Genomic DNA, 14,268 nt, shown 5'->3' on the forward strand with positions numbered 1-14,268 from the left:
TAGGCATTCCCCATACGCCCTTTTCCAGCTTGTCGCCAAACCTTCTTATTGCTTACTTATTATATATTCGTACTCTTTACTATCATTACGTACTTGCGTACGTAATTAAGATTCGTGTTTCTTTCTTTTTAGGTATATACAACACTAATGTTATATATCCTGTTCCAATATGTCAATGAACGTTTGGTGGGTTGCCAACAACAATTAAATTAATGACTTCCCATACAAAACTCGGAGATAATTAAATTATCACCCAGTATTACCTAGTGGAGAATATCGGAGTCGAACCGATGACCTCCTGCGTGCAAGGCAGGCGCTCTAGCCAGCTGAGCTAATCCCCCATTTCTTTTAGTGATGAGTTATTAGTGATGAGTTATGAGTTATCAAACCCTCTTCTCCCAACTTCTAAAATTTCCAATACTTTAATCTCAATGAACGTTGCCCAGATTCTTCTACAAACCCTTGGGCTTCTGTAGTCCCAGGCAGACTCGAACTGCCGACCTCTACATTATCAGTGTAGCGCTCTAACCAGCTGAGCTATGGGACTGTCCCTACTCTAAAGCCTCCCGAAGGAAACCATACAGCATTTACTATATATCATAATTGTGGAAGAATAATTAGACAAAGAATATAAAATAATAAATCGAAAAAACGGGACCGAGAACTTATCTCAAAACCGTCAGGGACTGTCCTTAAAAGGACAATCTCTAGAAAGGAGGTGTTCCAGCCGCACCTTCCGGTACGGCTACCTTGTTACGACTTAGCCCTAGTTACCAATCTTGCCCTAGGCCGCTCCTTACGGTGACGGACTTCAGGCACTCCCGGCTTCCATGGCTTGACGGGCGGTGTGTACAAGGCCCGGGAACGTATTCACCGGATCATGGCTGATATCCGATTACTAGCGATTCCAGCTTCACGGGGTCGAGTTGCAGACCCCGATCCGAACTGTGACAGGTTTTGTAGATTCGCTCTGCCTTGCGACATGGCTGCTCTCTGTACCTGCCATTGTAGCACGTGTGTGGCCCAGGACGTAAGGGCCGTGATGATTTGACGTCATCCCCACCTTCCTCACGGTTTGCACCGGCAGTCCCGTTAGAGTCCCCATCATGACATGCTGGCAACTAACAGTAGGGGTTGCGCTCGTTATAGGACTTAACCTGACACCTCACGGCACGAGCTGACGACAACCATGCAGCACCTTGCAAATTGCCCGAAGGAAAAGGTATCTCTACCCCTGTCAAAATGCATTTAAGCCCTGGTAAGGTTCCTCGCGTATCATCGAATTAAACCACATGCTCCACCGCTTGTGCGGGCCCCCGTCAATTCCTTTGAGTTTCATTCTTGCGAACGTACTCCCCAGGTGGGATACTTATCACTTTCGCTTGGCCGCCCAGAACTCAAGGTTCCGGACAGCTAGTATCCATCGTTTACGGCGTGGACTACCAGGGTATCTAATCCTGTTCGCTCCCCACGCTTTCGTCCATCAGCGTCAGTATATAGTTAGTCACCTGCCTTCGCAATCGGTGTTCTATGTAATATCTATGCATTTCACCGCTACACTACATATTCCGGCAACTTCACTATAACTCAAGACGACCAGTATCAAAGGCAATTCTACAGTTGAGCTGCAGACTTTCACCACTGACTTAATCGCCCGCCTACGGACCCTTTAAACCCAATAATTCCGGATAACGCTCGGACCCTCCGTATTACCGCGGCTGCTGGCACGGAGTTAGCCGGTCCTTATTCTTACAGTACCGTCAATAAGCTACACGTAGCTCTTTTTCTTCCTGTATAAAAGCAGTTTACTACCCATAGGGCATTCTTCCTGCACGCGGCATGGCTGGATCAGAGTCTCCTCCATTGTCCAATATTCCTCACTGCTGCCTCCCGTAGGAGTCTGGTCCGTGTCTCAGTACCAGTGTGGGGGATCCCCCTCTCAGGGCCCCTACCCATCGTAGTCTTGGTAAGCCATTACCTTACCAACAAACTAATGGGACGCATGGCCATCTTCTACCGCCCGAAGGCTTTAATCAAAATACAATGCTGTATTAAGATACTATGGGGCATTAATCTTCGTTTCCAAAGGCTATTCCCCTGTAAAAGGTAGGTTCCATACGCGGTGCGCACCCGTGCGCCGGTCGTCATCAGTAGCAAGCTACTATGTTACCCCTCGACTTGCATGTGTTAGGCCTGCCGCTAGCGTTCATCCTGAGCCAGGATCAAACTCTTCATCGTTGTTTTGTAAATATTCGTCCCAACAATTCCAATGTCCGTCCCCGGCCCCGATTCTCTCGATCTAATTCTTTATAATTCTTGTCCGAAATTTTCAAAAAGGACCAATCCTTTTCTACTCACTTCGATTCTCCACAATATTTCAATGAACTCCTAATTGTCCCAAGTAAACTCCCTCAGAACGCTTCTTTTTGCTTAAGGTATTTCCCTAAGCGGCTGCAAATATACAACTGTTTTTTATCCCGACAAGCTTTTTTGAAAAAAAATAAAACTTCTTTTCAAACGGTCGAGAAAATTAACCGTACAACACAACTTTTAAAGAACTTACCCCTCACTCACTATAAACATAGCTCGTTTGCGGGGTGCAAATGTAACATCCTTTTTCATACCAACAACAATAAAAAACAAACTTTTTTGAAGGTTTTTTTATACATCGCGCCAAACCCCTATATTATAGCCTCTTGGAAACAAAAATGATATGAAAAAAAACTACTTCTGGATTAAAAATGACGATTAAGAGAAGAAATTCCAAACCAAACCAAAGCGCACAACGAAATCGCGGTATGGATAATTGGGAGCTGAATAGAAGTTATAGCCCGTAAAGGAAGAATTAAAATGTTCAGCTTTTAAATATATCCTGGTTTGCTTCACCTTTGCGTTGATAAAAAAATCTAGTAGGGGAAATCCCCCCAGCTCTTCCCTATTCTGGATAAAAAACTCACCCAACACCGGGTTATAAGCATCCATGTTATAGCTTGTAAAATATTTTAAGGTTACCCCCGTCTGCAGGTACATTGCCTTTTTAAATACATCGGATGAAAAGTACAGGGTATTTCTAGTAACCAATTGCGGTACATTTAGCACATTTTGATCTTGCGCTATGGATTGATACATTACGGTGTTGTTCAATGCAAATTTACCTAGCCTAAACTCCTTAGCATATTTGATTTTTAAATGCGTGACACTTTCGCTCTCTTGAAGCGGTTTGATATTTGCATTTTCAAAACCCTCCTCAAACGCAGCACTTGGGTCTGCAGCGAAATACGTATAGTTATCCAAAATACTATACTTCACCGAAAGGTTTCCCAAGAGTGGGGAATCTAATCCCAATTGCAAGGTATTCACACGCTCCTTCTCAAAATTTGTAGTATTCTGCCAATTATAGTTTAAATAATCACTTTGATACAACAAAAAATTAAAATCTGGCATTCTGCTGGAAGAGTGCACAGCGAATTCAAATCTGTGTTTCTCATTATACATATAAGATACAGCCCCATCGAGAATATTACCAGTTAGCTCACCTGATAAGTTATATCGAACAGAACCATCAATAGCAAAGGCTCCTATTTGTTTTTTATAATCACCCCCGACAGCAAGTTCAGTTCCCTTTAGTTGGTTCGTTATAGTTTCCCCTTCCGATGTGGTTAGAATACTATTAAAGAAGTAATTATAATTGTAGATATTTACTACCCCTTTAAGCTCACCTAAAGTCTTATTATAAAAAGAAGCACCAATATCATTATTAAATACCTTTAAGGAAGCCTTGTCGTTAATAGTACTGAGAATAGATTCTCCGAAATAATCGTCGCTAGCTCCTTGCTTGTATTGATAGAATTTAGTCTCGTAATTAAATGAATGCGTAATTGCTAAAGAAGTATTCTCAACTAGACTAGAGTCCTGCTGGCTTCTTATCAGTTTATATTGATGATCCAAATAATATCGTTTGCCCAACACTTTATTATCAACATCAGTGAAACGAACATCTACCTTAGGCCTGTCAATAAAATCATCATCACCACTCTCGAATTGCAATTCCTTTTCCGTTAAACCTCCGTTTTCCTGAGATGTAATATCTTGGGCTGCAACATGCGTTCTCAAAAGATACCTATTATTTCTGCTTAAATAATTGGCCGTAGTTATAAAGTTGCCCGATTGTATCTGTTCTGAATTGTACTTGCCTAAAGACCTAAACCCAGTATAGGCAATAGAAAAGTTGAAACGTGTTGAGGTATTAAAGGTGAGTAGTGCATCCAATAATTGACCTTCCTCTAAAGTGGTTTTAAACATTAGGTCCGTCATCGGCGTTATTACATCGTAATACTGCATCTGCTCTATCTCCCTATATCTGTTATGTTTAGCCTTAGCTCCTAAACTTGGATAAAGGTTAGGTCGTTCAAAATCAACACCGAGTTTATTGTAGGTCTGTCCTATATTAGCAAAAGGCAGGAGCTCAAAATCATCGCTACGCAGGTAGTTGTACTTATATTCCTTTTGAATGGTTAGCGTGGTATCCAAATATGTGGTATCCCTTTGATGAGAAATTATCTTGTAGTTACGAATACTAACCGTGTCAACTACTTTAACTATTGGAGCCTTCTTTTTGGTAGCTCTAGTTGTGTCTGCTATTGAATCCGAAAGAAGGTTTCCGGCAGGTTCTTGTTGCGTTTCTTGTGCAACAACTGTAAAAGCAACGAACAAAAAGAGTCCGGTCAAAAAACATTTCATACCTCTTATATCTTCGTTGCCAAAGTTACTTTTTTTGTTGCTAACTAAATGTGAAAGTTTACCTTAGAATATAAAACCTATATTTCTAATCTTAGCTGCACTCCAACAAAAAGCTATGTAAGGGTTCATTCTTAGCTTAGAGAAAAGATAAAGCGCTTTATACAACTGCTTGAACGACCCTACTGATTATGCTTTGGGACTTTCTATGCAACTGCGTGTCTTAGTTATTATAATGACACGCAAAGCACTACTCTATTTTTAATAATTATATTAGCATATCTTTTAGAAAGACTTACCGTCAAAGGCCATTAGAACACTAGTATGCTTTTAAACTTTTACAAAGAACAGGGGGAAGCAGGAACGGACGAAGCAGGCAGAGGATGCCTTGCCGGCCCTGTTACTGCGGCAGCAGTTATACTTCCAAAAAAATTTAAGAACGGGGTCCTTAACGACTCCAAACAATTATCGGAACGCATACGAAATGAATTAAAACCGATTATAGAAGCAGCCAGTACATCTTTTGCGGTGGCTCATGTGTATCCATTCGAAATAGATAAAATAAATATTTTAAATGCTTCTTTCTTGGCTATGCACAGATCTCTGGAGCAATTAAAAATAGTACCCAAACATATAATTGTTGACGGTAACCGGTTTAATCCTTTTAAAGACATACTGCATACCTGCATCATTAAAGGGGACTCTAAATACTTAAGCATTGCGGCGGCATCTGTTTTAGCTAAAACCTGCAGAGACTCATATATGGTTCGTATACACGAAGAATATCCTATGTATAATTGGAAACAAAACAAAGGCTATCCCACTAAGGAACATAGGGCGGCAATAAAAAAATATGGAGTAACACCCTATCACAGAAAAAGCTTCCAACTACTTCCCCGACCGCTTACAATAGAACTATAAAAAGTATAGATTTGTCAAAAGCTTTTTAAAAAGTCAAATACAACACTTCTATATACAGATTAAAATATCATTTGGAGAACGTTTATCCCCGTAGGAAAGAGTAATGTAATGGAGCAAGCAAATAGAGCCAAGTGAAAACAAATAAACATGAACGGATGAAAATTAAAATTCTTCTGATTTTAGGTATCGTATTAGGAATTCAATGTTCCCCGGAAAAGGAATTCCAGTCCAGCTTGTTACAATTCATACCAGAAAATACCAGTGCAATTGTTAAAATAAACGACTTTAATGCCTTTACCGCCGAACTGGATGAAAATGACCTTATTCAAAAGCTGCTTACATTAGATATAAGTAAAAAAATATCTAAAGTTCTTGTTCCATTAAATTATGTACAGCCTTCCCAAGAAGCACTGATCAGTTTTACAATTGACTCGCTACAAACACTTGATTTCACTTTTGTAGCTTCGGACACAATACCATATTTACAACTTTCCGAAATAACCGATAAAACCATAGAAACATTACAATATCAAAACTTCAATATTAAAAAATACACCGTTGAAAATCATGAATTTTACACCACTCGTATTGAAAAAAAAGAAATCCTAAGTTCTTCTATTAAACTACTGGAGCATCTTATCTCTATCTTTGACACACGAGTAATAAATCAACAATTAGTAAAATTTCATAATGTTTCGAACGCCACAAAATTAGGTCATTTGTGGGTTGACTTAAATAATAGCGACGCACTCTTAGAACATCTTACTGACACAAAAGTTGCTCTACTCCCATCCCATTTTGCAGATTGGTTATTTTTGGATGTATCCTTAGGGAGTGACGGGCTTTTTTTAAACGGAATAAGTACCGCTAAAGATGCTAACAAGAACTATCTTGAGTTATTTTCAGGAGCCAAACCGTTAGCGAATGTTACGTACGAAATGCTCCCAGCAAATACATCTTCCTTTGCATCATACACCTTTAGCAACTATAAATCGTTTTCTTCAAATCAAAGGCTTTATTTGAATCAAAACACAGCTATAGATTCGCTTTTTAGTGCCATTGAGGAAATAGGAACTGCACAACTAGAAGAGCAACCAATAGTACTTTTAAAAACCTTTGGGACAGATGAAATAACCGATTATTTAAAAAGTATACGTAAAAGTAGTGTTGAGTTTCAAGGTAGTGAAATATGGGAACTCGGAGAAACCACACTTCTTGAGAGTGCTTTAAAACCGCTTGTAGCTAATTTTGAATCTAAGTATAGTTGTGTCATAGAGAACACCTTAGTTTTTGCCCAAGAGAAGGAATCCTTAGAAAAAGTAATTATAGCCCACAAAAACGCTAACACCATACCAAAAACTAGCCTTTTTCAAAACTTAGAAGAACTTACCACGGAAGCTTCCTCCATTTTAGCCGTTGCAAACGCCAATGGTTTTGAAAACAGCTTAGTGAACTACAATTTAGCAGAAACGGCGAAACAGCTGAAAGCAGCTAATTTATCTGATTATGTTTTTGGTTCAGAAATCATTTCTGAAACCGAATTTTTTCATAGCAGTTATTTCATAAAAAAGATTGGGGAACAAAAAGTTAAAAACAGTATCACCTCAGTATTCACTTCTCAATTAGATACAGATCTACGTTCTGTTCCGCAATTTACCATCAACCATCGTACAAAAATGGGAGAACTCATTGTACAAGATTTGGATAACGTGCTTTATCTAATTTCCAATAATGGCAACGTACTATGGAAAAAGCAGCTAGATGGGGCTTTACAAGGGAAGGTATATCAAGTAGACCTCTACAAAAACGGAAAACTACAATTTGCATTCACAACCAATAATGAGTTCATAATCCTTGATCGTAACGGTAAAACTGTAGCCCCATTTTCCTTGGAATTTCCCGGTGGAAATTTAAATCCTTTGGCCGTTTTTGACTATGAAGGAAAGAAGGATTACCGTTTTTTGGTTACCCAAAACAAAAAGGTTTTCATGTATAACAACCAAGGTAAGATTGTAACCGGATTTAAATATACCTCTGCATCCGACCGTATTATTGAAGCGCCACAGCATTTTAAAATTAACAGAAAGGACTATCTCGTTTTTAAGCTTGCCAACAACACCCTTAAAGTATTGAATAGAGTAGGTAACGTTAGGATTAAGATAAAAGAAGAAATTCCATTATCAGACAATACGATAAGACTGTACCAAAATAAGATTAGCCTTACCTCTAGCGAAGGGCTCTTGTATCAAATAGATACCAAAGGCAAGCTTACTAAAACGGACCTTGGACTAAACTTAGACCATGGTTTCGATGCGACTTCCAAAACGTTGGCAATCATGAACGATAATGTATTACATATAAGGGGCAAAAAAGTAACCTTAGATCTTGGCGTATACTCCAAACCTAGAATTTTTTATATAAACGATAAGATTTACGTCTCGGTGACGGATATCCAAAACCAAAAATGTTATTTGTTCGACAGTCAAGCAGTGGCTATTCCAAATTTCCCTATTTATGGCTCCTCTACTATAGATATGGCAGATATAAATAAGGACAGAAAACCAGAAATGGTCATCAAAGACCAAGAGAACTCATTTACGGTCTATGGAATAAATTGATAGCCAGAATTAAAAGTATATCTAACAACTAGCCCAAACACATTCCGCTACCCTGCGTCTTTGGCCTTTGAAATTTTACACTGGTCATGACTACTTTTATGTGTTATTCCTAAAGTAGAAATAAGCTGTTTTCTAAGCCAATACAAACAGAACAAAAGCCTTAAAATTTGGTATCCCTTTTAGCTTATCTTTTATCGTCCGCTTAGCACCAAATAAGGGTATTCCTTCCCTCAAATAACGAAAGTATTTAGCACATTACTACTACTTCTCAAACTGTTCCAAACACAAACCCCTTCCCTTTTTATTAAAATTAAATTCTCATAAGCCCTAGGTTTAAGCGAAATAGATAATACACGATTTCAAGTGTTTTACTAATCATACATCTATAGACACCTAACATACAATCATAAACCCCAAATGCAAGATTTGGAGAATAGACAGCTTGTTTGGTTAATACATTTAAGGATATGAAAACTCCCCGTATATTGTTTTCATTGTTATTTGCATTATGGGTACAGTCTAAAATAGTATATTAAAAAGAACACTAAATACAGGAAAATGACTGCGTTCAAAAAGTTGTTAAGATCAACGATTTTGATTGCTGCACTATTAGTATGTACAGCTCTGGCACAAAGTCAATTTTTAAAGAAATAAGGAAAAGCTGCCGAACGTGCCGCCAAAACACGGAAGAGAATCGAGTAGAGCAAGAGACCCAAAAACAAATAGATGCAGACCTGGACAGTATCTAAGAGCCTGGCGAAATGAAAGAAAAGCCAACCACGCTACCCCAAGAGAATGGGTCTATAAACACAAGAAACCAAGAGCAAGACGGTCCAAATACGGATAATGAAAATGCATCTACGTCTGAACTAAAAAGCCTAGTAGTTTATAGTAAATTTATTTTTGTTCCTGGTGATACGCAGTTATTTTTTGATGATTTTTCTAATGACTATAGTGGAGATTTTCCAGCTAAATGGAATACCTATGCTGGTGGTGAAATAGTACAATTGTCGGGGTCAAATCAGAAATGGTTCGAGCTAAAAATGTCATCTTATTTTATACCCGATGTACCTAGTCCCCCAAAAAAATACACAATCGAATTTGATGTTCTCACAACAGGGCTAAATAGACAAACCTCTTCTCAAGCCAAACTTGATATTAATTTAGATGAAAGTAATGCTTTTGGCTACGGAAACAATGCTGTTTACACATATCTTCAGTTTTGCCAATACGCTGCCATTAGATTAAGGATGTCGAGCCAAAGTGACGGAAAGGAACTTGCAGATAATACTATTGCTGTAGGTGTTAGGAAAACTATATTAAGTTCGACCCACATATCCGTCACTGTAAACAACACACGATTTCGTCTATGGATCAATGAATCTAAATATATGGATGTACCAAGGTTGGTTCCATCTAATAAAATTAACAGCCTAAAGTTTGAACCAGTAGGTTTTAAAGATAGAAAGGAACGTCTTTTCATAACCAATGTAAAAGTTATCCAAGGGGGCTCGACCTAAGGCGAACGCTTATTTCAGTAGGCAAAGTCTCTACAAATAGTATTTTGTTCGTTTCCGGTTCTGATAAGATAAGACCAGAATCTACGGGAGTTATTTTCCAAATTTCCTCAGTGTTGCAACAAGAAAAAGGGACGAGCCTGAAAATCATAGATCATACCGACGACGATGGTGATACCGAAACAAATCTAAAATTATCCAAAGAGCGTGCTGAAGCAATTAAAATGCCTTAACCAATGTCTATTCCATTGACGAAAATCGATTAATTACCGGAGGAAAAGGCGAATCAAATTCTATGAGCGATAATAGTATCTCGGATGGTAAAGCCCAAAAAAGAAGAGTAGAATTTATTAAACAATAACACTATTAATATGAAGAAAAAATTTCAATTTCTACTAGTACTATCCTTGGGAATGAACTCTTTGTTTGCGTAAAAAAACTACAGCAAGTATTATCCGATGGAAGAAGGAGTTACCTTTCGATACACGATGTACAACAAAAAAGAGAAAGCCGAAGGTGTCACCGATTACATCATCTCTGAGGTTAGCTACGATAGCAGCAATATATCCGCCACTTTTGACCTAAAATTTACCGATAATAAAGGGGTGGAAATATACAATTCCGATTTTAAAATCAGCTGTTCAGATAACAGCATCAAAATAGACTACGACTGCCTTTTCCCCACTCAAATGATGCAGTAATATGAAGAAATGGGTCTAGATATGGAAATATCTGGAACAGACATCTAATTGCCAAACGACTTGAGTGTAGGAAAGGAATTGAAAGATGCCTACGTATCGATAGCTATGAAAATGAGCGGTATAAAAATGAACATTACTATAAATCAGACCGAGAGAAAGGTTGAAAAAAGGAAAGTATTGCCAAGCTGGCTGGTACTTTTGACTGTTTTTTAATTACCAAGACTAGTATATCAAAAATCATGGGTGCTACACATACAACAACCAACAAGCTTTGGCTGGCAGAAGGTATAGGTATGCTCAACAAGAATCGTACAAAAAAAAGGTAATCTGATGACCCGAATGGAGCTTACTAAATTAAAAGAATTGGATTTTTTTCGCTATTTCACTGCTGAAACAACAAATGGGTTTTTAAACATCATAGTATATATACTTGTTTTTTTGAAAATATTGAAACAGATTTCACAAGATAAAAGCCTAATATCTTTAAGGAGGTACTTTTTATATAACACAAGAAACTAGAAAATTGTCTATCTTATAATCATTGGATAATTCCATGTCTTTAAAGTTACTAACCAAAAACTAAATGAAAAGTTATATTCTTTTCCTATACTTTTTCATACAAACCTTTACTCTTTTAGGTCAAAATAATAGAACTATTGATTCTCTAAAATTAGTATTAAAAAATATTAGTCAATCAAGTTTAAAATTTGATATTTTAACTAAGGTTTACGAATCCTACTTATTTACAAATTTAGACTCTGCGAATATTTACAAAGGAAAAATTCTGTTTTTAGGAGAAAAAAATCCTGAATTCGTAATAACTTCTTATAGTCTTGCATCCAAATATCACTATTACAAATATGAGATAGATAGTGCGCTTTTCTATGCACAAAAAGCACTCGAATTATCGTTAAAATCTAATGATTATAATCTGGAAGCTGACAGTTATAGAAAAATAGCTATTCTGTATAGCCGCAAATCAGATTACGCAAATGCAAAAAAATATGGGGTATTGGCTTTAAAGAGTGCCCAGTCATCTAAAAATTGGAATCTTATAGCTTCAGCATTCACTATGCTAGGAAATCAATCTTTCAAAAAAAATAATTACGCAACAGCGTTGGAATATTACCTTAGTGCCGATTCAATATATTCTGCAAATAACGAGAATGGAAGATTTCTTGCCTTGGTATCTGATAATATTGGCAACATTTATTCAGAGCTCAAAGATTCCAAAGCCTTAGGTTACATACAGAAAAGCGAAAAAATATATCGTAGACTAAATGATAACGAAGGTTTAAATTACAACCATACTTTAAAAGCTATTTATTATCAAAGGATTGGTGAACACCAAAAAGCAATTGATAATTTCGGGAAATCCCAAAAATTTTATGAAGAGTATGGTAATATTTATCGAAAAAATGAAATTTATACAAGACTGATTAAAAGCTACTCAGCCATCGGAAATTTTGAACAAGCTGAGATTTTTTTGAAAAAATCTGAACTCCTAAACCTTGAAGATGCAACCAATGAGATTTTATTAGAATTCAATCTAAATGCAGGTCAACTTTATCTGGATAAAAAAAAATACAAAAAGGCCATATTATATTTCGAAAAGGCCAGTACATTAATTAGTGAAATAAGTAGCGAATTTGAACTTTCTTGGATAAAAAATATTAATTACGGGCTGGCTCAATCGTATTTTGGAATAAAAGATTTCAAATCTGCCTATTCCCACAAGCAAAAACAATTAAGCATTAGTGACAGTATTTACAAAAAAAACAGCATTGACATTACCAATGATTTGGAGAGCAAATATCAAACTCAAAAAAAAGAACAAGAAATACAATTACTGAAATCAGAAAGAGCGCTGGCAGAACAACAAACCAAAAACCAACGTAACCTTCTTTTAGGTGGTATTGGAATAACGTCACTTGCCTTAATTTTCCTTTTCACATTATATCGAAACCGTCAAAAGACTACTAATAAACTACGCGAAATTGATAGTTTAAAAACTACTTTTTTTACAAATATTTCTCACGAATTTAGAACACCCTTGACTTTAGTGTCCACCCCTATTCAAGAATTATTAGAAGACGCAACCTTATCCAAAGAAAAAAGAGCCCATTTTAAAATGGCAGAAAGAAGTGTTATGAGATTATCTTCTTTAGTAGACCAATTACTAGAACTTTCAAAAATTGATAGCGGTAATCGAAGACTACTACTTGAGCAAAATACACCAACCCAAATGATAGCTGCTTGGAGTGAGTCATTCTTATACTTGGCACAACAAAAGAACATTGATTTTAAGATAGAGATTTCAGATAAAGAAATAGAAGCTTGGTTCGATCGGGAAGCCCTCGAAAATATTATTGTAAATCTGCTTGGCAACGCAGTAAAATACACCCCTAAACAAGGAGAAATACATATAAACGTTTCTATTGAAAATGATTACCTGAAGATTAAAGTAAAAAATACCGGTCAAGGACTTACAAATTCGCAAATCAAAACCATATTTAATCGTTTTTACCAAACAGATGGTCAGAATGAGGGTGCCGGAGTTGGATTGTCTCTAGTAAAAGAGCTTACAGAGTTGCATAACGGAAAAATTAATGTTCTAAGCGAAGTAAATAAATGGACATTATTTGAAGTTTCTTTAGCTATAGAAAAATCATTATTGAAAAATATAGAAATCAAAGTGACTACTGATTCTTTGCCTACTGGCTCAACTGTTAATTTAGAACTAAACGAACCTGAAATAGGAAAAAGTCCAGAAAACAAAGAACTTCCAATACTGCTTATTGTAGAAGATAATGCTGATGTAAGGAGATTATTAACAGATACCTTTAAATTAGAATACAAGGTTATAGAGGCAGTAAATGGCGAAGAAGGCTGCTTAAAGGCTTTAAACATTATACCTGATATTATAATTTCTGATATAATGATGCCCGTAAAAGACGGTATTACCCTAACAAACACGCTCAAGAATAATGAACTCACTAGTCATATTCCTATCATCCTTTTAACTGCTAAAGCAGGCGACAAAAACAAGATAGCTGGCATAGAAATAGGAGCAGATGATTATATTACGAAACCTTTTAATCAAAAAATACTAAAATCCAAAACCGCCTCATTAATTGCACTAAGAAGAAAATTACAATCTAGATATAGCCAAGAGGTAATTTTAAAACCTAAGGATATCGCTATCACATCTGTTGACGAAAAATTTTTGGAACGGGTTCAACACATTCTAGACGAAAAATTGGTGGAGCCAAGCTTCTCCTCTGAACAATTCAGTAAGGCCATACATATGAGTCGCATGCAATTGCACCGAAAGTTAAAAGCCCTTACTGGACTTTCCGCTTCAGAATTCATTAGATCACAACGTCTAAAATTAGCCATCCAAATTCTAAAACAGTCAGATATTAACGTATCTGAAGTAGGCTATTCAGTTGGTTTCAATAATCACGCCTACTTTAGTAAATGCTTTAAAGAGGCATACAACTGCACCCCTACAGACTTTGGAAGCCCAGCTTAATTATAGATGTTACATCTGTCATAGCCTTTGTTACATAATTCATAACCTTTTTTAAAATTGCCTTCTACCTTGGTCCTACAACAGGGTTACTGAGATAATACTTCTTGGAAGGTACTGTTGAAAATTGTCCTGAAAACAAAATATTTCTGAATGTTAACCATCTTAAAGATGGTATTTATATACTGAAAATAATATATAGGGATAGAATAATTAAAGAAATAATCTTTAAGAAGTAACAT

Annotated in this window: 8 protein-coding genes, 2 tRNA genes and 1 rRNA gene; 7 read left to right on the top strand and 4 right to left on the bottom strand. The window is 36.7% G+C overall.

From position 1 onward, the window contains the following. Nucleotides 1-267 precede the first annotated feature (267 nt). From Q360_RS0113875 to Q360_RS0113890, 4 genes are all read right to left on the bottom strand, one after another. Nucleotides 268-341, bottom strand: a tRNA-Ala gene (locus Q360_RS0113875). A 132-nt stretch (nt 342-473) separates the two neighbouring features. Next, nucleotides 474-547 (bottom strand) — tRNA-Ile (locus tag Q360_RS0113880). Nucleotides 548-711: 164 nt separating this feature from the next. Then, nucleotides 712-2,238, bottom strand: a 16S ribosomal RNA gene (locus Q360_RS0113885). Nucleotides 2,239-2,748: 510 nt separating this feature from the next. After that, nucleotides 2,749-4,740, bottom strand: coding sequence for a putative porin (locus Q360_RS0113890; RefSeq protein ID WP_027077633.1), 1,992 nt, complete (start codon nt 4,738-4,740; stop codon nt 2,749-2,751). A gap of 321 nt (nt 4,741-5,061) precedes the next feature. Here Q360_RS0113890 and Q360_RS0113895 point away from each other — a divergent pair, with 321 nt between their 5' ends. From Q360_RS0113895 to Q360_RS24765, 7 genes are all read left to right on the top strand, one after another. Continuing rightward, nucleotides 5,062-5,658, top strand: coding sequence for a ribonuclease HII (locus Q360_RS0113895; RefSeq protein WP_027077634.1), 597 nt, complete (start codon nt 5,062-5,064; stop codon nt 5,656-5,658). Nucleotides 5,659-5,813: 155 nt separating this feature from the next. Continuing rightward, the gene (locus Q360_RS0113900; protein WP_027077635.1) at nt 5,814-8,276 is read left to right on the top strand and encodes an NHL repeat-containing protein; all 2,463 of its coding nucleotides are present in this window, start codon (nt 5,814-5,816) and stop codon (nt 8,274-8,276) included. A 761-nt stretch (nt 8,277-9,037) separates the two neighbouring features. After that, the gene (locus Q360_RS23350; RefSeq protein WP_051554734.1) at nt 9,038-9,796 is read left to right on the top strand and encodes a hypothetical protein; all 759 of its coding nucleotides are present in this window, start codon (nt 9,038-9,040) and stop codon (nt 9,794-9,796) included. 44 nt (nt 9,797-9,840) lie between these two features. Then, the gene (locus Q360_RS24755; RefSeq protein WP_051554735.1) at nt 9,841-10,026 is read left to right on the top strand and encodes an OmpA family protein; all 186 of its coding nucleotides are present in this window, start codon (nt 9,841-9,843) and stop codon (nt 10,024-10,026) included. 225 nt (nt 10,027-10,251) lie between these two features. After that, nucleotides 10,252-10,494, top strand: coding sequence for a TapB family protein (locus Q360_RS24760; RefSeq protein ID WP_027077636.1), 243 nt, complete (start codon nt 10,252-10,254; stop codon nt 10,492-10,494). A gap of 176 nt (nt 10,495-10,670) precedes the next feature. After that, nucleotides 10,671-10,820 (top strand): TapB family protein, encoded by a 150-nt coding sequence (locus Q360_RS27485; RefSeq protein ID WP_394331956.1) that lies wholly within the window; start codon nt 10,671-10,673, stop codon nt 10,818-10,820. A gap of 257 nt (nt 10,821-11,077) precedes the next feature. Then, nucleotides 11,078-14,029, top strand: coding sequence for an ATP-binding protein (locus Q360_RS24765; protein WP_027077637.1), 2,952 nt, complete (start codon nt 11,078-11,080; stop codon nt 14,027-14,029). The last annotated feature ends 239 nt before the right edge of the window (nt 14,030-14,268 follow it).

It is taken from the genome of Maribacter antarcticus DSM 21422 (assembly GCF_000621125.1).
Classification (GTDB): Bacteria; Bacteroidota; Bacteroidia; order Flavobacteriales; family Flavobacteriaceae; genus Maribacter; species Maribacter antarcticus.